22 protein-coding genes are annotated in these 25651 nt (G+C 61.3%); 7 read left to right on the forward strand and 15 right to left on the reverse strand.

All coding sequences use genetic code 11. The features are described from left to right. The first annotated feature begins 2 nt into the window (after positions 1-2). Complete coding sequence (serB, locus tag AB7951_RS18550; protein ID WP_120290396.1) at positions 3-893, forward strand: phosphoserine phosphatase SerB; 891 nt, start codon at positions 3-5, stop codon at positions 891-893. 1125 nt (positions 894-2018) lie between these two features. Here the strand turns inward: serB and AB7951_RS18555 are convergent. The 11 genes from AB7951_RS18555 to AB7951_RS18605 all read right to left on the reverse strand — a co-directional run bounded on the left by AB7951_RS18555 (position 2019) and on the right by AB7951_RS18605 (position 12235). Beyond that, positions 2019-3557 carry a Do family serine endopeptidase gene (locus tag AB7951_RS18555; protein WP_120289070.1) on the reverse strand — a complete coding sequence of 513 codons (1539 nt, stop codon included), beginning with the start codon at positions 3555-3557 and terminating at the stop codon, positions 2019-2021. Positions 3558-3755: 198 nt separating this feature from the next. Next, a complete protein-coding gene (locus AB7951_RS18560) occupies positions 3756-3956 on the reverse strand; it encodes a DUF2065 domain-containing protein (protein ID WP_068734021.1) in 201 nt (66 codons plus the stop codon). A 168-nt stretch (positions 3957-4124) separates the two neighbouring features. Continuing rightward, positions 4125-5018, reverse strand: coding sequence for a protease modulator HflC (gene hflC, locus AB7951_RS18565; RefSeq protein ID WP_089268264.1), 894 nt, complete (start codon positions 5016-5018; stop codon positions 4125-4127). Next, entirely contained in the window at positions 5015-6169 is a 1155-nt protein-coding gene (gene hflK / locus AB7951_RS18570) for an FtsH protease activity modulator HflK (protein ID WP_089268263.1), read from the reverse strand. The genes hflC and hflK overlap by 4 nt, the downstream gene beginning before the upstream one ends. Positions 6170-6322: 153 nt before the next feature. Beyond that, positions 6323-6859 carry a dihydrofolate reductase gene (locus AB7951_RS18575; RefSeq protein WP_120289069.1) on the reverse strand — a complete coding sequence of 179 codons (537 nt, stop codon included), beginning with the start codon at positions 6857-6859 and terminating at the stop codon, positions 6323-6325. Continuing rightward, positions 6856-7650, reverse strand: a complete 795-nt coding sequence (locus AB7951_RS18580) for a thymidylate synthase (protein WP_120289068.1) — start codon at positions 7648-7650, stop codon at positions 6856-6858. Before AB7951_RS18580 ends, AB7951_RS18575 begins: the two co-directional genes overlap by 4 nt. Before the next feature lie 166 nt (positions 7651-7816). Continuing rightward, the gene (locus AB7951_RS18585; protein WP_089268260.1) at positions 7817-8800 is read right to left on the reverse strand and encodes a tripartite tricarboxylate transporter substrate-binding protein; all 984 of its coding nucleotides are present in this window, start codon (positions 8798-8800) and stop codon (positions 7817-7819) included. Positions 8801-8927: 127 nt separating this feature from the next. Beyond that, on the reverse strand, positions 8928-10493 hold the full coding sequence (locus tag AB7951_RS18590) for a tripartite tricarboxylate transporter permease (RefSeq protein WP_170849787.1): 1566 nt from the start codon (positions 10491-10493) through the stop codon (positions 8928-8930). A 13-nt stretch (positions 10494-10506) separates the two neighbouring features. Continuing rightward, positions 10507-11007 carry a tripartite tricarboxylate transporter TctB family protein gene (locus tag AB7951_RS18595; protein WP_089268259.1) on the reverse strand — a complete coding sequence of 167 codons (501 nt, stop codon included), beginning with the start codon at positions 11005-11007 and terminating at the stop codon, positions 10507-10509. Between the two features lie 92 nt (positions 11008-11099). Next, positions 11100-11636, reverse strand: a complete 537-nt coding sequence (locus tag AB7951_RS18600) for a chromate transporter (protein ID WP_120289067.1) — start codon at positions 11634-11636, stop codon at positions 11100-11102. Next, positions 11633-12235 carry a chromate transporter gene (locus tag AB7951_RS18605; RefSeq protein WP_089268257.1) on the reverse strand — a complete coding sequence of 201 codons (603 nt, stop codon included), beginning with the start codon at positions 12233-12235 and terminating at the stop codon, positions 11633-11635. Before AB7951_RS18605 ends, AB7951_RS18600 begins: the two co-directional genes overlap by 4 nt. A 256-nt stretch (positions 12236-12491) precedes the next feature. Here AB7951_RS18605 and AB7951_RS18610 point away from each other — a divergent pair, with 256 nt between their 5' ends. From AB7951_RS18610 to AB7951_RS18625, 4 genes are all read left to right on the forward strand, one after another. Next, a complete protein-coding gene (locus AB7951_RS18610; protein ID WP_089268256.1) occupies positions 12492-13007 on the forward strand; it encodes an SspB family protein in 516 nt (171 codons plus the stop codon). 108 nt (positions 13008-13115) lie between these two features. Next, the gene (gene fumC / locus AB7951_RS18615) at positions 13116-14528 is read left to right on the forward strand and encodes a class II fumarate hydratase (RefSeq protein WP_120289066.1); all 1413 of its coding nucleotides are present in this window, start codon (positions 13116-13118) and stop codon (positions 14526-14528) included. 294 nt (positions 14529-14822) lie between these two features. After that, the gene (locus AB7951_RS18620) at positions 14823-15011 is read left to right on the forward strand and encodes a DUF4169 family protein (protein ID WP_068734044.1); all 189 of its coding nucleotides are present in this window, start codon (positions 14823-14825) and stop codon (positions 15009-15011) included. Then, on the forward strand, positions 15008-15265 hold the full coding sequence (locus AB7951_RS18625) for a ribbon-helix-helix domain-containing protein (protein ID WP_068734045.1): 258 nt from the start codon (positions 15008-15010) through the stop codon (positions 15263-15265). Before AB7951_RS18620 ends, AB7951_RS18625 begins: the two co-directional genes overlap by 4 nt. Before the next feature lie 56 nt (positions 15266-15321). Here the strand turns inward: AB7951_RS18625 and AB7951_RS18630 are convergent, their stop codons facing one another. The 3 genes from AB7951_RS18630 to AB7951_RS18640 all read right to left on the reverse strand — a co-directional run bounded on the left by AB7951_RS18630 (position 15322) and on the right by AB7951_RS18640 (position 22145). After that, positions 15322-18993 (reverse strand): AsmA family protein, encoded by a 3672-nt coding sequence (locus tag AB7951_RS18630; protein ID WP_120289065.1) that lies wholly within the window; start codon positions 18991-18993, stop codon positions 15322-15324. A gap of 225 nt (positions 18994-19218) precedes the next feature. Further along, entirely contained in the window at positions 19219-20535 is a 1317-nt protein-coding gene (locus tag AB7951_RS18635; RefSeq protein ID WP_120289064.1) for an MFS transporter, read from the reverse strand. A 194-nt stretch (positions 20536-20729) separates the two neighbouring features. Then, positions 20730-22145, reverse strand: coding sequence for an FAD-linked oxidase C-terminal domain-containing protein (locus tag AB7951_RS18640; RefSeq protein WP_120289063.1), 1416 nt, complete (start codon positions 22143-22145; stop codon positions 20730-20732). Between the two features lie 81 nt (positions 22146-22226). Between AB7951_RS18640 and AB7951_RS18645 the strand changes: the two genes are divergently transcribed. After that, positions 22227-22736: a thioesterase family protein gene (locus tag AB7951_RS18645; protein ID WP_120289062.1), complete on the forward strand. Its 510-nt coding sequence runs from the start codon at positions 22227-22229 to the stop codon at positions 22734-22736. 3 nt (positions 22737-22739) lie between these two features. Here AB7951_RS18645 and AB7951_RS18650 read toward each other — a convergent pair whose 3' ends face one another. Beyond that, positions 22740-22913 carry a DUF1328 domain-containing protein gene (locus AB7951_RS18650; RefSeq protein ID WP_120289061.1) on the reverse strand — a complete coding sequence of 58 codons (174 nt, stop codon included), beginning with the start codon at positions 22911-22913 and terminating at the stop codon, positions 22740-22742. 271 nt (positions 22914-23184) lie between these two features. On the opposite strand from AB7951_RS18650, the gene AB7951_RS18655 reads away from it, so the two are divergent. After that, positions 23185-25650 carry a UvrD-helicase domain-containing protein gene (locus tag AB7951_RS18655; RefSeq protein ID WP_120289060.1) on the forward strand — a complete coding sequence of 822 codons (2466 nt, stop codon included), beginning with the start codon at positions 23185-23187 and terminating at the stop codon, positions 25648-25650. Position 25651: the final 1 nt, after the last annotated feature.

Raw genomic sequence — 25651 nt, forward strand, 5'->3', positions numbered from 1 at the left:
TCATGTCTCTCGTTGCGACCCTGATCTGCAACCCCGCCAATCCCGCTCTCGATAGCACGGTGGTCGACGGTCTGCGCGCACTTCTGCCGGGCGACACCGAGGCGCACTGGCTGAGCGACGGCGTCGCCGCAGATATCCTGTTTGCCAGCGACCACAACATCCTCGCGCTCGGCGACCGCCTCCGCGCAGCCCGCGGCGACATGCCGATCGACGTTGTCGTGCAGCCTGTCAGCGACCGGCGCAAGAAGCTTTTTCTCGCCGACATGGATTCCACCATGATCGGCCAGGAATGTATCGACGAGCTCGCTGACTTCGCCGGCCTCAAGGCTCATGTGGCTGCGATTACCGAACGGGCCATGCGCGGCGAGATCGAATTCGAGCCGGCACTGCGCGAACGCGTGGCGCTGCTGAAAGACCTGAAAGTCGGCGTGGTCGATGAGGTGCTGGCCTCGCGCATCACGCTGACGCCGGGCGGCCGCGAGCTGGTGCAGACCATGCGCGCCAATGGCGCCTATACCTGCCTCGTCTCCGGCGGCTTCACGCTGTTCACAGCCAAGGTCGCCGAACTCGTCGGCTTCCAGGAAAACCGCGCCAACGTGTTGCATGTCGCTGATGGCAAGCTGACAGGCACCGTCGCGGAGCCGATCCTCGGCAAGGCCGCGAAACTCGCAACACTGGTCGAGCTGCGCGAGTCCTTCGATCTCGACAATCTCGACACCATGGCCGTCGGCGACGGCGCCAACGATCTCGCGATGATCCAGGATGCCGGCCTCGGCGTTGCGTATCACGCCAAGCCTGCGGTGGCAGCTGCCGCAGCGGCGCGCATCGACCACGGCGATCTCACGGCGCTGCTCTATGCGCAGGGCTACAAGCGCAGCGAGTTTGTGAGCTGAACCACGCTGTCATTCCCCGGCAAACCAATTGGTTTGCCTGAGGGCGCGCGTCGCCGGCAAAACCGGCATAGCGTGGACCTCAGCCACTCCACTTGGAGCGGTGGAGAATCCCGATCCAAGCTCGTCATTCCGGGGCGCACGAAGCGGCGCAGCCGCGTAGTGCGAACCCGGAATCTCAGAGTGTTTGGCGCTGAACATGCTGAGATTCCGGGTTCGCGTCCAGCAAGTGCCGGCCGCGCCCCGGAATGACGAGTGTGGGTCGGGCGCACAGAGGCACCAAACATTTTTTCCTATCTCCCATTGACAGCATCCCTATAAGGTTTATATTCCCCTCCGTCCTGCCCCACCGAGAGGGGCGATCGCGATCGTCACGTTCGCGGGGTGGGATGCGGTGGACGCCGGAGATGCGGCGTTACGCGGTTCATGGGGAACGTCTGTCTTCGGGCAGGACGGATCTGCGCCAGCACTGCCACTGGCAAGGACACGGCCGACCTTGGGATGGACAGACCCCTGGACAGTGTGACGGACGACCAAATCGAAACGCGTTCGGCCAAGTGCTTTGCGGCTACCCTGTCCCTCCGCCCTGGGACATTAATTTTGGTGATGGGACCGTTCGCCATGGCAGATGTGCAAGCAACCGAAAAAACACCGCAGGCGGAACGTCGGGCACTTGCTCGGCGCCTCCGAAAGTCCTGATGCACTCTAAATTGCGGAAGACCGCATTCGCATCAGGCCCAAGGGTGCAACGGGCACCCGGCGTTCCGCACGCCCTCTCACAGGAGGGTGGGAATGCAAGCGACGACGGCGCCCCCGCGCGGCAGATAGCAGGGGCGACGACGCATGTCTGAAGCGCAGTGGCTGTTTGACAGTTGAATCAGCGATGACGCACAGGCGTTTGTGGCATCCCTCCCCCCGCGCGAAGCGAAGCTTCGCTAGGCGGGGCGGGTCGGCCGAACGAGGCGATGCGCAGCATCGACGAAGTGGAGGCCGGGGTGGGGGTGCCACGAGCGACGCCCTCACGTGGGGCGCCCCACCCGTCACGTTTGTTCGCTTCGCTCTCAAACGCGCCACCCTCCCCGCTGCGCGCGGCTTCGCCGCGCTTGAGGGAGGGAGAAGAAAGCGCCCCTACTGCACGCTCAGCGCAACGAAGCGCAGCTCGCCTTCGGCATTCGACACCAGCAGCAGCACCGACTTCTTGCCGTCCTTCTTCAAGGCATCGACGCGCTTCTTGACGTCGGCAGCATTGGTGACCGCTTCCTGCGCGACCTCGACGATGACGTCGCCGGCGGCCAGGCGCTTCTCGGCGGCGTCGGAGCCGGCATCGACGCCGGTCACAATGACGCCCTTCACGCTGTCCTTGATCTTGTACTTGGTGCGCAGATCCTTGCTGAGGCCGGTGAGGTCGAGGCCCAGCGCCTTCTGCGTCGCCGGCTTCTCGGCTTCCGGCGTGGCCTTGATCGAGGCCTGCACCGGCTTGTCATCCTCGAGACGGCCGAGGGTGACCTGCTTGGTCTCTTCCTTGCCCTTGCGAATGATCAGCACATTGACCGCCTTGCCGACGGCGGTGCCGGCAACGATGCGCGACAGGTCCTTCGGCTCCTTGACGTCACGGCCGTCGAACTTGATCACCACATCGCCGGGCTCGAGGCCGGCAGGCTTGGCCGGGCCCTTGTCGTCGACGCCGGCGATCAGTGCGCCGCGCGCCGGCTTGATGTTCAGGCTCTCGGCAATCTCGTCCGTCACCGGCTGGATGCGCACGCCGAGCCAGCCGCGGCGGACTTCCTTGTATTCGCGCAGCTGCTCGATGACGCCGACCACGGTCTTCGACGGCACGGCGAAGCCGAGGCCGATGGAGCCGCCGGTGGGCGAGATGATCAGCGTATTCACGCCGACCACTTCGCCCTCGAGGTTGAACAGCGGACCGCCCGAATTGCCGCGATTGATCGAGGCGTCGGTCTGGATGTAGCTGTCATAGGGGCTGTTGTTGCTGATCTCGCGGTTACGCGCCGAGACGATGCCCGCAGTGACGCTGCCACCGAGCGAAAACGGATTGCCGATGGCGATCACCCACTCGCCAAGCCGCAGCTTTTCACTGTCGCCGAACTTCACGGCAACCACCGGCTTCACCGGTGTGAACTTCAGCACCGCCAGATCGGTCTTCTTGTCGACGCCGACCAGCTCCGCCTTGATCTTGGTGCCGTCATTCATGATGACGGTGATCTCGTCGGCACCATCGATGACATGGTTGTTCGTGACCACGACGCCCGAGGTGTCGATGATGAAACCGGAGCCCAGCGAATTGGTCTTGCGCGGCTGCAGGCCGCCATTCTTGTCGCCGCCGGGGCGCCCGCCGCGGTTCTTGAAGAAGTCATCGAAGAACTCCTCGAACGGCGAGCCTGGCGGCAGTTGCGGCATCGCCCCGCGGCCACCGCCCTCCCCCTTGTCGCTGTTCTTCGCCTCGACGGTCGAGGTGGTCGAGATATTGACCACGGAATCGATCACCTTCTCGGCAACGTCGGCGATGCCATCCGGTCCGCGGGCCGAGGCCGGTGCGGAAAATGTGGCGACCGCGGCGCCAAAACAAAGCGCCGTCAGCAGCGGACGCAGGCCACTATACGATGCGCGGCGCGAAACGGAGCTCAGAGAGGGATGAGCGATGGACATGTCGGAAACGTCTCCAAAAGAGAGTCGGCAAATTTGGTTGAGAGTGCGCCCGAACGGCGACATCGCGCAAGCCTTCGCGCGGGCCATCCGACTGGCCCATCTGGGACGTGGATTGCGGCGGAATGCGGACGTAAACGTGCACGATCGCGTTGATCCGGAAGAGCTTTTTCGGACGCCCGGAGAGATTATGAGCCGCCGCTAGCGCCGGATCGCCCAGATCAGGATCAGGCCGCCGACGGCCGAGACCAGACCGGCAATGCGCAGGATGTTGTCAGGGCTTTGCAGCGCGCTCTTCATCGCGCGGCGCATCCATCCGGGAAATGCCAGGAACAGGATGCCTTCGAATACGAACAGGATTCCGATGCCGATGAGGAAGTCGGCAAACGCTATGGACCTCATCCGACTTCAACTCCCGAACGTTCGCACCCTGGCCGCAGTTTCTTGGCAGTTTTCTTGGCGCTTTTCTGAAAACAAATGAGGCGCGCCACGATGGCGCGCCTCATCCTTTAGATCAGAGTGGCAGCGAACGCAAAACAGGTATCCGCGTAAGCTTAACCAGTGACGCCGTTACTGCGGCTTTGCCGCGGGGGGCTTGCCCGACGGATTGGCGAAGAAGCGGAAGAACTCCGAATCCGGCCGCAGCAGGAAGCGGGTGTCGTTGCTCTTCAATCCGTTCTCGTAAGCCGTCATCGAGCGGTAGAACGCGAAGAACTCCGGATCCTGGCCGTAGGATTCAGCGAACAGACGGTTGCGCTCGCCGTCGCCGGCACCGCGGGTTTGTTCAGCCGTCGAATTCGCATCGGCGATGATGACCGTTGCTTCACGATCGGCCTTGGAGCGAATCTCCTGCGCCTTCTGGCCACCGCCGGCGCGGAATTCAGCAGCTTCCCGCTGACGCTCGGTCTGCATCCGCTGATACACCGCCTGGCTGTTCGCCTCCGGCAGATCGGCGCGGCGGATACGAACGTCGACGACGGAGATGCCGTAACCGTCGGCTTCCTTGTCGAGCTGCTCGCGGATCTTGTTCATCAGGTTCTCACGCTCGTCGCGCACGATCTGGATGAAGGTGACCTCGCCGAGCACACGGCGCATGGCCGCGTTGAGCAGCGTGGTGAGCTGGATGTTGGCCGCCTGGATCGAGCCGATGCTCTGGTAGAAGCGCAGGGCATTCTTGATCTTGTAGCGAGCGAAGGCATCGACCACCAGACGACGCTGGTCGTTGGCAATGATTTCCTGAGCCGGGTTTTCCAGATCGAGGATACGCTTGTCGATCGAGATCACGCTGTCGATGAACGGGATCTTGAAGTTCAGACCGGGCTCGGTGACCACGCGGACGGGCTCGCCGAGTCGGACCACAAGGGCCTGTTCAGTCTGGCGCACCGTATAGATCGAGCCGAAGCCCACGATGACCAGCACCAGCACTACAATCAGTGCAACGATACCTGAGATGCCGGTTTTCATCGGGTGCTCCCGCTCTGCTGAGGCTGACCAGATGGCGCCGGAGGCTGACGCCGCGGCGTCAGTTCATTCAAGGGAAGGTAAGGCACGACGCCTTGCGAAGCACCGGCGCCCTGGCCGCCGTCATAGACCAGCTTCTCGGCACCGCCGAAGATCCGCTCCATGGTTTCGAGATAGATACGCTGACGGGTTACGTCAGGCGCCTTCTTGTACTCGTCATAGACCTTCAGGAAGCGCGCGCTCTGGCCCTTGGCTTCGGCGATCGCCTGTTCGCGATAGCCTTCGGCGACCTGCAGGATCTGCGCGGCGCGACCGCGCGCATCTGGCACAACGCGGTTGGTATAGGTCTGGGCTTCGTTCTGCAGACGCTGCGCGTCGGCCTGTGCCGCCTGCACGTCACGGAATGCATCGATCACCTGGGCAGGCGGATCGACCTTCTGCAGCTGGACCTGCTGGATCAGGACGCCGGCGCTATAGCCGTCGAGCGTCTTCTGCATCAGTTCCTGCACCTGGGTTTCGGTGGTGGTGCGTGCGCCGGTGAGGATCGGCTGAATGTTGGCGCGGCCAACCACTTCACGCATCACGCTTTCGGCGACCGCTTTCACGGTGCCTTCGGGGTTCTGGATGTTGAACAGGAAGTTGCCGACACCGTCGGGCTTGATACGCCACAACACGGTGAAGTCGACATCGACGATGTTCTCGTCGCCGGTCAGCATCAGGCTCTCTTCCGGCACATCGCGGATGGTGCGGCCACGGCGACCGGTGTCTTCCAGGATCGACATGCCGACCGACAGCGTCGATACGCGCAGCGCCTTCGGCAACAGCACGGTCTCGATCGGATAAGGCAGATGATAGTTCAGGCCGGGCTGCACGGTGCGGACATGCTTGCCGAAGCGCAGCACGACACCGAGCTCTTCGGACTGCACGCGGAAGAAACCGGACAGACCCCAGATCACGAGCGCCACGGCGAGCACGAGCGCGATGCCCATGCCGCTGACGAAGCCGCCGGGCAGCATCGACTGCAGACGGTCCTGCCCCTTGCGCAGCAGATCCTCAAGATCAGGCGGCCTCGGTCCGGACGATTGCGGACCAGAACCCCAAGGTCCCTTCGGACCAGAGCCCCATGGGCCTCCGCCTTGATTCTTCCACGGCATTCAACACTCTCCTCTGCGCGGCCGGACATACCGGTCTCGCCACGTCTGCATGGCTTTATAGGGGACGACCCCAGCTCTTACAACGCGGGGTTCTTGATCGCTGGAGCTATGCCCGAGGCCGCGAAAGTCAATGTTAACGGGCGGAAAACGCGGTTAACGGGGCGCTCTCCGGCAATATGTCACATAGGAGAAATCGACGCTGTCCTCGCCCGCCGCGGCGTTCCTGACGCGCGCAGCTTCTTCCCACACAGTGAGATCGACCGGCGGCATAAAGGTATCGCCGGTCGGCTGCGCGTGAACTTCGGTCACTTCGAGACGGTCGGCGATCCCCATCCATTGGGCATAGATCTCGGCGCCGCCGATCACGGCAATCTCAGTGACCAAACGCCGCAGCGCATCGCCAGTCGCCACCGCGCGCGCATCGGCAAGCGACGTGGTGACTACAGCCCCCGCGGCCTGATAGTCGGCATTGCGCGTGATGACGATATTGGTGCGGCCCGGCAGCGGTCGCTTCGGAAACGACTCGAACGTCTTGCGCCCCATCACGATCGGCTTGCCAATGGTCAGCGCCTTGAAGCGCTGCATGTCCGACTTCAGCCGCCATGGAATGGCATTGCCCTGCCCGATCACGCCGTTCTCGGCGACGGCATAGACGAAGACGATCTGAGGGGCAGCCGTCGTCGCGGTCAAACCGCGACCTCCGCCTTGATGTGCGGATGGGGATCGTAGCCTTCGAGGGTGAAGTCCTCATAGCGGAACGCGAAGATGTCCTTCACGTCCGGATTGATCTTCATCACCGGCAGCGTACGCGTCGGCCGCGTCAACTGCAGCCGCGCTTGCTCCAGATGGTTGGAATAGAGATGCGTGTCGCCAAGGGTGTGGACGAAGTCGCCGGGCTTGAGACCCGTGACCTGCGCGATCATCATCGTCAGCAGTGCATAGGAGGCGATATTGAACGGCACGCCTAGGAAGACGTCGGCCGAGCGCTGATAGAGCTGGCACGACAGCTTGCCGTTCACGACATAGAATTGGAAAAGACAATGACATGGCGGCAGCGCCATCTTGTCGATCTCGGCGGGATTCCACGCCGTCACGATCAGCCGGCGCGAGTCCGGATTGCGCTTGATCATGTCGATGACATTGGCGATCTGATCGATCGTGCGTCCGTCCGCCGTAGGCCACGAGCGCCACTGCGATCCATAGACCGGACCGAGATCGCCATTGGCGTCCGCCCATTCATCCCAGATCGAGACGCCGTGGTCTTTGAGATATTTGATATTGGTATCGCCTGCCAAAAACCACAGCAGCTCGTGGATGATCGCCTTGAGCGACAGCTTCTTGGTGGTCAGGACGGGGAAACCATCACTGAGCTTGAAGCGCATCTGATGGCCGAACACCGACAGAGTGCCGGTGCCGGTGCGGTCGTGCTTCTCGGCACCGTCGCTCAGGATTCGCTCTAGCAGGTCGTGATACTGGTTCATGGTCGATCTTGCGGGCTTGTGAGCGGGCGAACTTATCGCCTCGTCCGGTGGTCGGACACGCCGATTCCCGGATTATACCCGAAAAAGTGTATCCCCGCCCCGCAAACGGCAATGGCTGGATCCGTTGGGATCCAGCCATTGGAATCAACCGGTTACCCGGTTCCGATCACATCGCCGGCTTCAATACCGCCGACCACTTTTCGACTTCGCTCTTCACCAGCGAACCAAGCGCAGCCTGGGTGCGGGCTTCCGGCTTCGGAATGTCCGAGCCGAGATCGAGCAGACGCTTCTTGACGTTCTCGTCGTCCAGCGCCTTGGCGGCCGCGGCGTTCAGCTTGGCAGTGATCGCGGCAGGCGTGCCCTTGGGTGCGAAGATCGCGTTCCAGGCCGAGGCCTGATACTTCGGCAGACCGGCTTCGATGGTGGTCGGGACGTCCGGCAGCGATGGGTTACGATCGGGCGTCGCGATGGCATAGGCCTTGATGGTGCCACCCTTGATCTGCGGAACCGCGTTGACGATCTGATCGCACATATAATCGACCTGACCACCGACCAGCGCGTTCATCGCCGGACCAGTGCCATTGAACGGCACACCGGTCGGCTTGATATCCAGAACCGAGCTCAGCAACTCGCAGGACGAATACGACACAGAACCGACGCCGGCATGAGCCATGTTCAACTTGTCGCTGTTGGCCTTCACATAGGTGACGAATTCCTTGAGATCCTTTGGCGCGAAATCCTTCTTCGCCAGGATCAGGATCGGCGTGCCGGCGAGCAGCGCGACAGGCTCGAAATCCTTCTCGGGGTGATAAGCGAGCTTCGGATACAGCGGCACCGCCGCAGCATGGGTGCCCATGTGGCCGGTGATGATCGTGTAGCCGTCATTGGCCGCACGCGCTGCACGCGTCGCGCCGGTCGTGCCGCCAGCGCCGACGACGTTCTCGATGATGATCTGCTGGCCCAGCGTCTTCGACATGTCCGCAGCGACGATGCGCGCGATCACATCGGTGGGGCCGCCGGCCGCGAACGGCACGATCATGGTGATGTTGCGCGTCGGGTATTCCTGCGCCTGAACAGTGGTTGCCAGTGCGCCGAAGCCGGCGACGGCCGCCAGGCCACTGATCGCAACTCTGCGATTGAACAGCTTCATTTGGTTTCCTCCGAAAATGTTTTTGCCGCGAAAATAACGACAGTCGCGGGACTGAATACAAGCAAAGGCCCGAAGTCTATTCGACTTCGGGCCGTGGCGTAACGACGCAGATGTGTGGAGAGATTCGTCAGCTCTCGGATTCGACGAAGACTTCGTCGCGTTTCTTTCGCAGTGCGGGAAGCACAGCGAGGATCAGCAGGAACGCCGAGATTGCCATCAGGGTGGCCGACAACGGACGGGTGAAAAACACCGTCGCATCGCCGCGCGAGATCAGCAGTGCACGACGCAGGTTCTCTTCCATCAGCGGACCAAGCACCATGCCGAGCAGCAGCGGCGCCGGTTCAAAGTCATGCTTGATCAACCAGTAGCCGAGCAAACCGAACACGCCTGCGAGCACCACGTCCATCGGTGCGTTGTTCACCGAATAGATGCCGATGCTGCAGAACACCACGATCGACGGGAACATCAGGCGATACGGCACACGAAGCAGCCGAACCCAGATGCCGACCATCGGCAGGTTGATGACGAGCAGCATCAGGTTTCCGATCCACATCGAGGCGATCATGCCCCAGACGAGTTCCGGCTGCTTCTGCATCACCTGCGGGCCCGGCACGATGCCATGGATGGTCATCGCGCCGACCATCAGCGCCATCACCGCGTTCGGCGGAATGCCGAGGGTGAGCAGCGGGATGAACGAGGTTTGCGCTGCAGCGTTGTTGGCGCTTTCCGGCGCCGCAACGCCTTCGATCGCTCCGCGACCGAAACGCTTCGGATCCTTCGACAGCTTCTTCTCAAGCGTATAGGCCGCGAAGGATGCGATGACCGCGCCGCCGCCCGGCAGAATGCCGAGAATGGAGCCGAGCACCGTGCCGCGCAGAATTGCCGGCGCAGAGTCCTTCAAATCCTTCTTGGTCGGCATCAGGCCCGTGACCTTCTGCTGCACGAGCTGGCGATCTTCCTCGCCGCCCGCATCCAGGTTGCGGATGATTTCCGCAAAGCCGAACAGACCCATGGCGACCGTAGCGAAGCCTAGGCCGTCAGCGAGTTCAGGGATGTTGAACGACATGCGCGACGCACCGGTCTCGATGTCCGAGCCAACCATGGACAGCAGCAGACCGAATACGATCATCGCGATCGCCTTCAGCACTGAGCCCTTGGCAAGCACCACGGCGAAGATCAGGCCGAGCACCATCAGCGAGAAGTATTCTGCCGGACCGAACGCAAGCGCGAGCTTGGTCAGCGGCGCGCCGAGCACAGCGATAAGGACCGTCGCAACGCACCCCGCAAAGAACGAGCCGATTGCTGCAATCGCGAGCGCCGGACCGGCACGGCCCTGCTTCGCCATCTGGAAGCCGTCTAGCGCAGTTACGACAGAACCCGCTTCACCCGGAATATTGACCAGAATCGACGTGGTCGAACCGCCATATTGCGCACCGTAATAGATGCCGGCGAGCATGATCAACGCGCCGACCGGCGGCAGACCGAACGTGATCGGCAGCAACATCGCCACGGTGGCAATGGTACCGATGCCCGGCAGAACGCCGACCAGCGTACCGACCAGCGCACCGATCAGACAGAGCAGAATATTGATCGGAAGCGGGATCGACATTCCGCCGAGGAACGCCGGCGTCCACTGCACGAACTGGAAGACGGTGCTGAAGCCAAGACCGAGATTCGAAAAAAGATCACCCATGACGCCCTCGTTCTTAGCGGATCAGAAATGTCGGCCACATCTGCAACGGCAGACCAAGCGCATACGGGAACAGCAAGGCGCAGAAGCCCGTGAGGCAGGCGCCAACGATGATCGTTTCTTTCCAGCGCGTCTCGGGCGTGCCGAGCGCAGCAATCAGAAAACTCGACATCGCCGCGAAGATCATGCCCATCGGACGAATGCCGACCGCGAAAACCAGAATGGCCAGCGCCACAAAAAACGGACCGCGCCAGTGGAACTTGGAGAGCCCGGGGCCCTCTGTGAAAATGCCGACAACGGTTACGGCTGCACCAAGACCCAGCAGCAGAATGCCGAACATCCGCGGCGCGGTACCTGCTCCGAACGAAAAGCCATGCATGCCCTGCAGATCGCTGGATGCCCACAGAGCAAATGCAGCAATCGCCACCAAAGCAAGGCCGCCGATAAAGTCTTGAGGGCCTTTGACCCAGCTCGGTAAGATGGATTTCTCCGGCGCATGGCTCGGCGCATCACTCATTGGTACGTTCCCCTGTCACGAGCATTTAGCCCAAACAACATCGTTCGGAGACCGCCCAACGGCTCCGTGGTCAAGCTTGCTAGCGATTTTCGTCAGAGAACGCCAGCGAAACCAAGAAGGCCCCCGGCAACTAACAACCATAGCGGGTTAAGCCGCGTGGCAAACGCCAAAACGGCGGCGCTCCCCGTTACCAGAAACGCCGTCCAGGTGGTGTCAGAAGCGAACAGCAGAACCAGCCCGCTCGCGCTCATGAGACCTATCGATAAGGGGACCAGCGCGGCCTGTACGATTCCCGGCCATTGCGCGTGGCCCGACCGCGCAAGCAATTGGCTGACAAAATAAGCAAACACGGCCGTCGGCCCGCACATGGCGAGTGTTGCAACCATCGCACCGAGGATGCCGGCGACCTGATAGCCGATCAGCGTCACAATGAGAACGTTCGGCCCCGGCGACAGCTGCGAGATCGCAAACACATCCGCGAACTGCTTGTCGGACATCCAGTGGTTGACATCGACCGCGAGCCGATGAATTTCGGGAATGGCCGAATTGGCGCCGCCCACGGCAAAAAGCGACATCAGCCCGAACGACCAGGCCAGCGTGACAAGCGATCCGGGAGTGGCATCGTTCATGCTGCCGCCCGCCGTCGCATCAACATGGTCAGGCCGATACTGACGGGAATCGACACCAGAAGAACGGTCGGCAATGGCCATCGCATCACGCCAACGGCGACGAAAACGGCGATCAGGAGCGCCAGGCTGACGGGCTCACGCTTCTTCAGAAGAGGCAGCATCATTCGGAAAATCACCGCGAACAGCAGTCCAACGGCAGCGCATGAGACGCCGGCAAGTGTGCGCCGCAGCGCTTCGATATCCCCAAAGCGTGCATACAGGATCGCCAGAATGGTCACGATGACCACGGGCGGACCCAGCAATCCCGCAAAGGCTGCAATAGCGCCAGGCACACCGCGAAACCGCGCCCCGAACACCACCGACAGATTGACGATATTCGGCCCCGGCAAGAAATGGCAAAGTGCGAAAGTCTCATTGAATTCCTCGGGCGTCATCCAGCCGTGCTGCTCGACGATCGCCCGGCGCGCCCAAACCAGAACGCCACCGAAACCGGCCAGGGACATCTTTGCAAAGGCGAGGAATAGCGTCAGCAGTCCCGGCGGCGATGCCGACGCGAGTTCCGCAATGGGGGCGTCAGCCTGTGGTGAACTTGGACGCATGGTCCAGAACTAGGGCCATCCGCCCATCGGGCCAATCGATTTTTGCCTGTTTCCACGCCAATCGGCGGTTGAAATGACCGCCCGGCTGTATCGCGTCCAATTTGCGTCATATATAGAGGGCGCCAGCTTTTCCGGCTGCTGACCTCGGGTCAAGACCGGGATAGAATAGATAGAACAGTATGTGACGCGAGTCGGCCTCCGGCCTCGCCCTCACTCCATACATGGCCATGACCAAGACAAGCGACGGGACCGACCGATGGCAACCGATCATATTCGATACGATGTGCTGGCGCGCGACGCCCTTCGTGGCGTTCTGCGGCGCGTGCTGATCGACGCTGCCGAGCACGGCCTGCCGGGCGAGCACCACTTCTTTATCACCTTCGTTTCAACGGCCGACGGCGTCAAACTGTCGCCGCGCCTGCTGGCTCAGTATCCAGAGGAAATGACGGTGATCCTGCAGCATCAGTTCTGGGATCTCGTGGTCACCGAAGATCGCTTCGAGGTCGGCCTGTCCTTTAACGGCATCCCCGAGCGCCTCGTCGTGCCGTTCAACGCCATCAAGAGTTTCTACGATCCCTCGGTGCAGTTCGGCCTGCAGTTCGAAACCGAAACCGCTGTAGAGACCCCGGCTGCCGGTGCGTCGTCCGCAGCCACTGCGGCATCTGCTCTCGCCGCCCCTCCGGCTCCGCCCGCGCCTGCTTCAGAGGAAGAACCGCCAAAATCGGGCGAAGGTGCAGAAGTCGTCCGTTTAGACCGCTTCCGGAAAAAATAATCGCAAGACGTTGTAAGGTGCCGGGGCCGCGTTCGCGCGGCCCCATTCTTATGCGCCGCACCCGCCAGAAGTCTCTGCAGGGAGCGCGGCATCGCAAGGACCGTACCCATGGCCAAATCCTCGAAGACCTCCGCCACCACCCGCACCGAAACCGACAGCTTCGGTCCGATCGAGGTCGCAGCGGATCGCTATTGGGGAGCGCAAACGGAACGGTCGCGACAGAATTTCAAGATCGGTCACGATCGCATGCCGATGCCGATCATTCGCGCGCTCGGCATCGTCAAGCTGGCAGCGGCCGAAACCAATCGCGAACTCAAACTTCTCGAGCCCAAGCTTGCAAAAGCCATTGTGAGCGCAGCGCGCGAAGTCATCGATGGGAAGCTGGATGATCACTTCCCACTGGTCGTCTGGCAAACCGGCTCCGGCACGCAGACCAACATGAATCTCAACGAGGTCATTGCCAATCGTGCGAACGAGCTTCTTGGCGGTGAACGCGGCGCGAAGAAGCCAGTGCATCCCAATGACCATGTCAACATGAGTCAATCGTCCAACGATTCGTTTCCGACTGCGATGCACATTGCGGCAACGCAGGGTATTGTTGAGTACCTCATCCCCGCACTAAGCGAACTACATGCTGCGTTGCGCAAGAAGGAAAAAGCCTTCGCAAAGATCGTGAAGATCGGACGTACGCATACACAAGACGCGACGCCGCTCACGCTCGGGCAGGAGTTTTCAGGCTATGCCGCACAGATCGAAAGCGGCATCAAACGCCTACGAAGCGTCGTGAAGGATCTCTACCCGCTCGCCCAAGGTGGAACTGCAGTCGGGACCGGCCTCAACTCCAAGCCTCGTTTTGCGAAGTTGTTCGCGAAGCACGCAGCAACAATTACCAAGCTGCCTTTCATCACTGCACCGAACAAATTCGAAGCACTCGCATCAAACGACGCCTATGTGTTTGCACACGGTGCGATCAACTCAATTGCAACTAGTCTATTTAAGATTGCAAACGACATCCGATTGCTCGGATCTGGCCCGCGTTCCGGACTTGGCGAATTGATACTTCCGGAGAACGAGCCTGGCTCATCGATCATGCCTGGAAAGGTAAATCCGACACAATGTGAAGCAATGACAATGGTATGCTGTCAGGTATTCGGTAACCACACGGCAATTACGGTGGCCGGCAGTCAGGGTCACTTCGAGCTCAATGTCTACAAGCCGGTGATGGCCCATTGCATGATGCAGTCCATCCAATTGATGGCAGACGTTGCGCGATCCTTCACAGAGCACTGCATCAACGGCATTCGCGCCGATGAAAAACGAATTCATGAGTTGATGGAACGATCACTGATGCTCGTGACTGCACTCGCACCGAAAATCGGTTACGATAACGCGGCGAAAGTAGCTAAGGTTGCTCATGCAAACGGAACGACATTGAAGGAGGAAGCGCTGCGGCTCGGTTTTGTTAGTGCAGCAGAGTTCGATCTTCTTGTTCAGCCGGCCAAAATGATACATCCTGGGTAAGCAAGAATATTTGCTCACAGCTTGTTGAGAATAACTCCAGAAGGAAATAGTTATAATTCATATCTGCTAAATGGTTAGAATGGTCGCATATCAGACGCGTTTTTCCTTGTGATACAGCAGAAGGTGATCTGGTTACGCTTCGTAGATGACTTCATTTTTCTGCGGAGCTTGTTTGGAACTACGGAGAATATTTTAGGATGGATACCGAAACCGAATTCACCCTCGTCTCGTACAACTACTGGATGGTGAAGACGACGTTTCCCACCCCATCATTTTTTAAAGACAGGAGCGATCATGGGTGACCTGATCAATCTCAATCGCTTCAAGAAGCGCACTGCACGAGAGGAATCGGCAAAACAAGCCGATATAAACCGTGCGCGCTTCGGACGAACTAAGTCAGAACGAACATTGCAGGAGCAGCGCACAGTCCGTGCGAACAACGTGCTGGATCAGCATCACATCGATGGCGAGGACGCATCATGAAATCGCCCGTAGTTAAGAGATCGATCGTTGTTGCGGGTCACAAGACCAGCGTGAGTCTCGAAGAGGCATTCTGGAACGGCATGAAGGAGATTTCGAATCTTCGCGACATGACGCTTTCCGAGCTGGTTGGTGAGATCGACACAAACCGTCAGCAGGGCAATTTGTCGTCCGCGATTCGGCTGTTCGTGCTCGATTACTTCCGTACACGTGCCGTTCCGCAACAGCGGATGCCGGAGCACAATCTCTCGGCGTAAACACAGCCGACCTTCAGCGAATCGCTTCGCCGTCGGTCGTGTTTGCTGAGTCATCGTCAGAACGTCGGCCGCGCTGAACTCGCGGTCGGCGGTGTCAGTACTAGCGGAGGCGCGGGCCTCGGCCTTGGTGCGCGCGCAGCACCGGGTGCCGGACGAACTTCAATGGGTGCTGGCAGCGGCGCAACCTGCTGACTTGCAACAGGCGGTGTCGCAGGACGAGGCGTAGCAGCCTTCGGTGCAAGACGGCGCGGATCGCGACCGGGAAGAAGCACATCGGAGGGCGCAGAGGCTGTCGGTGGATCGCTCGCAGGCGTCTGCGTGTCGACGGGCAGCGAGGCGGACGGCGGAGGAACGGCAACGGGCACAGCCGCCGGTGGCAACTCACCGCGTTCAAGCGAATCAAGCCGGCGCGTCTCGCGATCGATTGCGCGCACTGCGAGCCAGGATGATAACGCCGCCACATCTAGCGTGCGATCAAGCTTGTCAGGCGTTCCCACCGCGAAGATCTGAACTTCCGGTCGAACGCTCGACGTCCCCGCGCTCGTGCCGGTCAATGTCGCGCGCATATCCACCTGGTCGGCAACGATGTCGTAACCTCCTGACACGATCGCACGCCCTCCTTCGCCATCGAGCGTCGTCGCACCAACGCGCAGGCGGCTATCCTTGATACTGAATGGGACCTGCACCGAAGTTACGGACAATGCACCGGCGGCGATCACGGTATCGACGATCTGACGCAACTTGACGTCATTCGTGGCCTGCCCAGAATCGCTGGCGCGAATGGCAATGTCGAACGCACGTGGATCGAGGCCATTGATGCGCGCCCCGTCGATCGTCAGCAATCCACTGCCGGACAATGCGCCTTCCAGAGCCGAGGCACTGCGCCCCTGACTGGCCAGCGTCATCCGCAGCGATGTTTTGCCCACGGGCATTGCCAGGGAACGATAGCGCAAATCAGCGCCATCGATTCCGGCGAATTGCACGCGGGCGCCGAGCGCATATCCGCTGATCGATGGCTTCAGATCGACATCGGCCGTGATCTCGCCGCCACCGACAGACCCTTTGATCGTATCGATCGTCAGGGCCTGGCCATCACTCTTCACAGTGCCACTGATGGGACGCAATTCAACACCGCCAGGCAATGTCCCGCGCAGCGCCTGAAAGGCCAACTGCCCGCGCCATCCCTGCAGCACACCATGCCCGAGCGGATCCGTGGCGTCGCGACCTCTCGTGCCCACAGCGAGACCAAAGGCCGGTCCAAGTTCGATCGCATCCATGCCGATCTGACCATCGATGGCTTTCTCGGCACCGAGCGTCAGCGCAATACGGCCGCGCACGCGTGAGCCAGCCAGTGTGCTGTCGATATCCTCCAACGTAACTTTGTCGCCGTTCAATGTGAGCCGCGATGACAGGCTGACATTCTGCGCGGCCGCATCCGACGGCTTGAGAGCGACCAGCGGCGCCAGATTGGCGCGACGTATCGCAACCGCGAGCGATGCTTTCGGTGATCCCGCCCAAGGTTCTGCACTACCCTGAACATCGGCATCGACATCCGCGCCGGACAGTTTTGCCGTGACGCGCAGCGGCGCGCGCCATTGTCCTTTTGCCGATCCTTCGAAATTCACAACGGCGTCGCTTGCGGCGATCACGTTACTCAGGCCCAACAATGCGAGAAGTTGCCCGCCCTGCCCGACCAATTTAGACTCGAGTGTCACATCGCTGCGCGACAGCTCATTGAGGTCGACGCCACGCATCGCCGCTAGGGGAGCAGATGCGGTCAACGTCGTCGTCCCCTTCACCTGCGCCGCATCGATATCGAATACGGCGCGCGCATTTGTGCGATCGGCGCGTTGTTGATCCTTTGCCAGATCGAGCGACAGTTTGACTCGAACCGCGCCGGGCGTCGCGGTCATGGCGCTGAGCCTCGCCGCAACAGACGGCGCCAGCGGCGTGAGCAAGTTGCTGATCTGACTCATCGATGCGGACGTGGCGTTGAGTGTCAGTCCGCCCGTGGCTTCCATGCGATCGAACGACGCGCGGCCGTCGAGCATCAGGCCGGTGGCTTCACCGACTTTGAAGCGATCGACCGAGATCGTCTTTGGGCTGTAGGCCAGTTGCGCCACGAACGGGCGCATCTCCTGCCCGGCTGACACAGCACGGCCGATATCGAGTGACACCTGCCCTGCATCTGGCCACTCGGCCTGCGGCTCGCCAAGCGACCGGATCAAAACCACCGCTGCGTCGAGATCGAGCCGGTCGGCCTTCAGGTCGGCATCGAAGCGGGAGCCGCCAGCGGCAGACGGATACGAATATGCAGCACGACCTTCGACCGTACCGCCGTCGATCTCCGCCTTGAGTGCCTCGATGGCCAAGCGATTGGACGCCGAAGTGATATTGCCGCGAATGCGTAGCGGCTTCTGATTGCGCAAGCCGATGTCTGTTCGGCCCTTGAGCCACGCAGCAAGCGTATCCGGATCGGACGACTCGACCGCGATCGCCCCCTTGAAGCCGCTCGATGCACCTGGCTGTGCTGCGCCGCCGCTCAACGTGACGCGGGTCGCGCCTGGCGCGCGAAACTCGAGACGATCGACCGTCCATGTTGCTGCATCGCTACGCAGGTCAGCGCCGATATTCTGCACAGGCTTTCCGCCGAGCATGATCTGCTCCACGCCAATCTCGATCTGTGTCGCGAAGGGCGCCATCGGCATGCTCGACAACAGTCTGCGCAACGCCGGCAATGGCGTCACCGCATCGTTGGTCGCTTGATCCCTGGAGAGCAGGCGATCGGCATCCAGTTGCTTGGCCGACAGCACCGCATGCAGCAGTGGCGATGTGCCAAAGCGCATGTCAGCAAGACCAGCGAACCTCAAAGCGGTCTCTTCCGCACCATAGCTAGCTTCAAGCGCTTCCATATGCGCAACGGCCGGATCGGCCTTGACCTTGGCCAAGACGCGCCACGGCGTTGACAGTCGATCGCCAGCGCCATTCGCCTTCAGGCCGGCCGGGCTTGCGAGAGTTAGTGCGCCGTCGAAGCGTGGCGTGCGATTGTCGAAGTTGAGCACGCCATCGAGATCGACGGACAAGGGCTTCTCGCCGGGGTCGACAGTGAAACGAACGCGCGTGCCGTTGCCGTCGCCGGTCGGCCCGGAGGACAAACGGAACGGATAGCGCGCGCCCGACAACAGGAAATTGCCATCACCGCGCATGGCGCCGGCCGCCAATGAGCGAACATCGCCGCTGAAGGCGACGTCGTAGAGTTCGAGCGTGCTCTTGCTCGCCGCATCATGGAGCGCGACGCGACCGGTGATATTCAGCCGATCAATCGCCAGCGCGCCAAGATTGAATGGCCCGGTGGAAGCCGGAAGTTCGATACGCCCCTGCGCGTTGAGGCCGAGATCGACCGCAGCGCCGCCGATGGTGAGTTCTGTCGCGCGCCATTCGCCGCGCATCAACGAACTCAGGCTGAATTCCACATCGAGATTGTCTGCACGGATCCTGCCGAGATCGTTGGGACTGCCCACCGTGATTGACTGCAGCCGCAACGACGGCGCCGGCAGCAGCCGCGCCTCCAGCCCGCCGCTGACGCGAACGGGCGCACCGACCACGCGCGTGGCTTCAGCCTCGAATTGCGGGCGGAACTGATTCCAGTCGACAAAATAGGGCCCGACCAGAGCAGCAACCAGCGCCAGGATAAATGCAATTGCCAGGCCGAGCAGTGTCGTCTGCACCGAATCTCCCCTCAAGCGCTCCGGCAGAATGTCCGCCTGCCTGCCAGGCAAAGTGCATTGCAGCACGTCACTGGGCAATACGCCTTACAGACGTTGCAGGGCCACGCAGAAATACGCGGGAACGCATCTATTTATAGAACCAACTGTGGCGAAGTCACAGCACGCAATACATGGCCAGATCAGCCATCCCTCGCCATCCGCTTGCGGCAAATCGCCCGGCTTCGATCAAGTCGAAGCACCCTGCTCCAGCGGTTTTGCGGCGCCATGGGCGCGGTGCAAACGTCCGGCCACCGCCCTCACCTTGCCCGGCGACGCCATCCAGACCGCAAAGGTCGCGAGGAAGCTGACTGCGATTCCAAGGGCAAATGCTGGAGTATAGGTGCCAAAGTGGTCGTGCAGGACACCCGTCACCAAGGGACCGGCGGCGCCGCCGGCCAACGCGGCCAGCATGAGCGTGCCGAAAATGCTGCCGAAATGCTCGCCCTGGAAAATCTCGGAAACCACGGCGCCCATGATGGACGTCACGCCATAGCCCAGCAGGCCCTGCGAGATCACCATGACATAAACCAGCATCAAGCTCGGCACCGATTCCAGTGCAATCAGGGACGCAAAGCAGATTGCGAAACCGACACCGCTGACGGTCCAGATCCATTCGCGGCCGATGCGATCGGACAGATGACCGAGAAATATCTGGCCGGGCACACCGAACAGACTGACCATACCGAGCGCCCAGGCGGCGACACCCGGCGTAAAGCCGATGTCGAGCAGATACTTGGTCTGATGGACCTGGACAGCATACCAGGCATACAGCCCACCGAACAGGCCGAGCGCCAGCCACCAGAACCGCGCCGTTCGTATGGCGCGTGCCAGCGTCCAGTCGATACTGGCCCAAACCGGGTCAACTACGTTGGATACATGCTTCGCCGACGAGGTCGGCGCCTGATCGCCATCCGGCAAGAGCCCCATGTCCTGCGGGCGTTTGCGCAACAGCAGATTGATCGGCACGAGGACGACCAGCACCACGAGCCCGACCGCTGTGCAGGCGGTGCGCCAACCCGTCTGCTCGATCATCACCTGCACCCAGGGCAGCACCGTTACGGAACCGATGCCGACGCCGGCGAATGCGAGGCCGACCGCGAGGCCGCGCTTGCGGCTGAACCAGTTCGGCAGAAACAGCGATTGTCCGGAATAGCCGAGGCAGACGCTGCCTGCGCCGACCAGAACGCCGATGGTCAGGTAGAGATGCCACGGCTGCGTCGTCAGCGGCGCCAGCAACAACCCGGCTGCCATCAGCACGGTGCCAAGCTCCATCACCGCGCGAGGGCCGCCACGATCCATCAGCCTGCCCATCAGCGGGCTCATGATCGCAGAAATCAGGAAGCCGAATGAAAAGGCACCGGCCGTGACGCCACGGTCCCAGCCGAATTCCTGGAGAATTGGCGGGAAGAACAGCGAGAACGATGTCCGCGCATTGACCCCGATGGCCATGGAAACGAACGTGACGGCGACGATGACCCAACCATAGAAAAACGGTAGCCGCATCGGATGATGCCTTTTTTATTGGACGCATTCTGCGTCAAAGCTTTTTGATTGCACCTTCCGTAACCGAAATGCGCAATCCATGCTGGTATATAATTATATCTACAACTTTAAACTTTTTAAGAATAGTTAAGCATCGCCGCTGCTGCCGAATTTTCCCGTCCGCATTCGGCCTGACCGGACGCGGCAATCTGGCGTCACGCCGGCGGCAGGATTTTCCCGGGATTGAAGATATTGTCGGGATCGAGCGCCTTCTTGAGCGCCCGCATGGCGTCGAGCGCCTCACTGCCCAGTTCGGCCTGCATATACTTTTGCTTGCCTTGCCCGATGCCATGTTCACCTGTGCAGGTGCCCCCCATCGCCTGCGCCCGTTGAGCGAGGCGGTGCATGAAGTCCTCCGCGCGGGCGACCTCATTGGCGTCATTGCGATCGCAGACCATCGAGCAATGAAAGTTGCCATCGCCGACGTGGCCAACGATGGGCGCCAACAGGCCGAGGCGTGCGAGATCCTCTTCCGTCGCAGCGACACATTCTGCGAGTTTGGAAATCGGCACGCAAACGTCGGTGGCCGCGACATCGGAGCCCGGTCGCATGCTCTTCACCGACCAATAGGCATCGTGACGGGCCTGCCAGAGCCTGGTGCGATCCTCCGGCTTCGTCGTCCATGAGAAATCGCCACCGCCACATTCCAGTGCGATCTCGTGAAAATTTCGCGACTGCTCGGCCACTTCGGCCTCGCTGCCATGAAATTCCAGCAGCAGCAGCGGCGTTTCCGGCAACGTCAGCTTGGAATAAGAGTTACAGGCACGCACCTGCGCCTCGTTCAGCAGCTCGATCCGAGCAACGGGAATGCCGGTCTGAATCGCGAGAATCGTCGCCTGACAGGCACCTGCCACCGTGGCGAACGAACATGATGCGGCAGCCATGGTTTCAGGAATGCCACGCAGCTTGATGGTCAGCTCGCTGATGATGCCCAGCGTGCCTTCGGCGCCAACGAACAGATGCGTCAGGTCATAGCCGGCAGAAGATTTCTTCGCGCGGGTGCCCGTCTTGATGATCTCACCATCGGCGCGCACGACCTTGAGCGCGAGCACGTTGTCGCGCATCGTCCCGTAACGCACCGCGTTAGTGCCGGAGGCGCGCGTCGACGCCATGCCGCCAAGCGACGCATCGGCACCGGGATCGATCGGGAAGAACAGGCCTTGATCGCGCAGATTTTCGTTGAGCGCCTTGCGCGTGACGCCCGGCTGGATCACGCAGTCGAGGTCTTCGCTGTGCACTTCCAGAATCTGGTTCATGTCGCGCATGTCGATGCAAATGCCGCCTGCCGGCGCATTGACCTGACCTTCCAGCGACGTGCCGGTGCCGAATGCGATCACCGGAACTTTGTTCGCTGCACAAATCCGGACTACGTCCTGGATATCCGCGGTTTCCTGCGCGAACACGACGCCATCCGGCGGCTGGTTGGCAAGCCATGTCGTGGTATGGCCATGCTGCTCGCGAACCGCCTGCGACGTCACCAGTCGATTGCCAAAACGCGCCGTCAGCGCTTCAAGCGCTGTGGCCAAGGCCTTTGGCTCCGGTCGTTTCAAATTGTTCGCAATGCTAGCCACAGCAGTCCCTCCGACGCGGCGGGACCGTGGCAAAGGTTGTATAACGGGTCAAGAGACGTGAGAGCGGGACAGGAATTACCGATGACTGAGCCAACCGACGATCTGCTGCTGCAACCCGTCCCTTTCCAGGCGCATGTCATGCAGATCGAACCGCAATGGATCGACTATAATGGCCATCTCAACATGGCCTATTACAACGTGCTGTTTGACCGGGCGATCGACGACCTTTGGCTCAAGATCGGGATCGGTCCCGAATATATGAGGGCGCGCAACAACTCGACCTTCACGGCCGAATGCCATGTTCGCTATGTCAGGGAAATCCATCTAGGCGATCCCGCGCAGGTGTCGATCCTGGTTGTCGCCGCGGACGACAAGCGCATTCACACCTTCAAGGAGTTGCGCCACGCCACCGAGGGATGGCTGTCGGCGACGTCGGAAAACATGACGCTCCACATGGACATGGCCGCCCGGAAGGTTGCGCCGTTTCCGCCTGATATCAGCGCCCGCGTGCAGGCGCTGGCCAATGCGCACCGATCCGTAGATCGCCCCGAGGGCATCGGCCGATCGATCGGGATGCCCTCGAAGAAATAACCGTCAGACGCGCGTGCGGCCGCGGACGAGGCCCACAACGGCCGAAATCAGGAACAGGACGATGGCGATGAAGAAGATCGCCTTGGCGATTTCGATGGAGGCGCCGGCGACACCGCCAAAGCCGAGAATGCCGGCAACGAGAGCAATGACGAGGAAGGTAACGACCCAGCTGAACATGGCACAAACCTCAGTTTTTGGTTTTTGACGCGGCATTCGCCGTCGTGCTTGATGCTGAAACAAGCCTGAGCGAAAACGAAAGTTCCCGACCCACGTACCAGCCAACATCACTGAAACGAGAGCGCTCCTGCGTGCCAACGGGCGTCAGATGAGCCGCATGCGGGGATAAGTCTGTCGCCAGAAGCCTCTCGCTCCTATATGCCCTCCTATCCTGCTAAGAAGGCTCCCCTTTAAGGCCCCACGGTGCCAACGTGGGCGGAATACGATTCGCATGAGTGACGCACGCAAAATGCCCGCCAACGATCTCCCTGCCTACCAGCCGGCGGCGGGCGGCATTGGCGCGCGTGCGCGCGCTGCTGCGGCGCCAGCGGCACAGTATCTGAACGGCCTCAACCCCGAGCAGCGCGATGCCGTCGAAACCCTCGACGGCCCCGTCCTGGTGCTCGCTGGCGCCGGCACCGGCAAGACCAAGGTTCTAACCTCGCGGATCGCGCACATCCTCAGCATGGGCCGTGCGCGGCCCGCCGAAATCCTGTCGGTGACCTTCACCAACAAGGCCGCGCGCGAAATGAAGCACCGGCTCGGCATCATGCTCGGCCAAGCGGTCGAGGGCATGCCGTGGCTCGGCACCTTCCACTCGATCGGCGGCCGCATCCTGCGCACCCATGCCGAACTGGTGCAGTTGAAATCCAATTTCACGGTGCTCGACACCGACGACCAGATCCGACTGCTCAAGCAGCTCCTGCAGGCCGACAATATCGACGACAAGCGCTGGCCGGCGCGAATGCTGGCCAACCTGATCGACGGTTGGAAGAACCGCGGACTAACGCCATCGCAGGTGCCGTCAGGCGAAGCCGCCGTGTTCGGCAATGGCAAGGGCGGCAAGCTCTATGCCGCCTATCAGGATCGGTTGAAGACCCTCAACGCTGCTGACTTCGGCGATCTCCTGCTCGAATGCATCAGGCTGTTCCGCGAACATCCGGACGTGCTGAAGCAGTATCAGCAGCGCTTCAAATATATTCTCGTCGACGAATATCAGGACACCAACGTCGCGCAGTATCTGTGGCTGCGGCTGCTGTCGCAGGCGCCCGGTCAGCGCTTGCTGCCGGAAGCGGACGCGCCATCGGCAGACAGCAAACCGGCCGTGCCGCTCAAAAACATCTGTTGCGTCGGCGACGACGATCAGTCGATCTATGGCTGGCGCGGCGCCGAGGTCGACAACATCCTTCGCTTCGAACATGATTTTCCCGGCGCCAAGGTCGTCCGGCTGGAGCGCAACTATCGTTCGACCGGCCATATCCTCGCCGCGGCCTCGCATCTGATCGCGCATAACGAAGGCCGCCTCGGCAAGACGCTGCGCACCGAGGACGTCGACGGCGAGAAGGTCACCGTCACCGGCTCCTGGGATTCTGAAGAAGAAGCACGCGCGATCGGCGAAGAGATCGAACAGTTGCAGCGCGAGGGCAACAAGCTCAACGACATCGCGATCCTGGTGCGCGCCTCGTTCCAGATGCGCGAGTTCGAAGACCGCTTTGTCACGCTCGGCCTGCCCTATCGGGTCATTGGCGGCCCGCGCTTCTATGAGCGAGCCGAAATCCGCGACGCACTGGCCTATCTGCGCGTGATCAATTCGCCCGCCGACGACCTCGCCTTCGAGCGCATCGTCAATGTGCCCAAGCGCGGCCTCGGCGATGCCACCGTGCAGATGCTGCACGATCACGCACGTCGTCGCCGCATTCCGCTCTCTGAGGCTGCCCGTCAGGTCGTCGAGACCGACGAGATGAAGCCGAAGGCGCGTGGCAGCCTGCGCGACCTGATGATGAGCTTCGAGCGCTGGCGCAAGCAAAGCGAAGTGATGCCGCATACCGAACTCGCCGAAGTCGTGCTCGACGAGAGTGGTTACACCGACATGTGGCAGAAGGATCGCTCCGCCGATGCTGCCGGCCGCCTTGAGAACCTCAAGGAACTGGTGCGCTCGATGGAGGAGTTCGAGAACCTGCAGGGATTCCTCGAACACATCTCGCTGGTGATGGACCGCGAGGGCGGTGCAGACGAGGATGCCGTGTCGGTGATGACGCTGCATTCCGCCAAAGGCCTCGAATTCGACAACGTATTTTTACCCGGCTGGGAGGAAGGCCTGTTTCCGCATCAGCGCGCGCTCGACGATCAGGGCCGCGCCGGGCTTGAGGAAGAACGCCGCCTCGCCCATGTCGGCATCACCCGCGCACGCCGCCGCGCCAAGCTCTATTTCGCGACCAACCGGCGCATTCACGGCACCTGGAACACGACGATGCCGTCACGCTTCCTCGATGAATTGCCGGCGGCCAATGTCGAGATCACGGAATCAAAGGGCGGTTCGGGCTGGGGCGGCGCCGGAGGCTACGGCGCATCGCGCTTCGACAACGTGGAATCGTTCGGATCGAGCTATTCGACACCGGGCTGGCAGCGCGCGCAGGCCAACCGCTCGCGCGGCGGACAGGGCGGCAGCGGCTTCAGCGAAGGCCAGTCGCCTTTCGGCGGCTCTTCTTCATCGCGAAACAAGCGGCCGATGACTATCGAGGGCGAGTTGATCGCGAAGTCCACCGGCACGGAGTCCGACTTCACGCTGCAGGATCGCGTCTTCCACCAGAAGTTCGGCTACGGCAACGTGACCAAGATCGACGGCAACAAGCTCACCATCGTCTTCGAGAAGGCCGGTGAGAAGAAGGTCGTCGACAGTTTCGTGGAACGTGTCTGAC

This window comes from Tardiphaga sp. 285_C5_N1_2 (assembly GCF_052076065.1).
Classification (GTDB): Bacteria; Pseudomonadota; Alphaproteobacteria; order Rhizobiales; family Xanthobacteraceae; genus Tardiphaga; species Tardiphaga robiniae.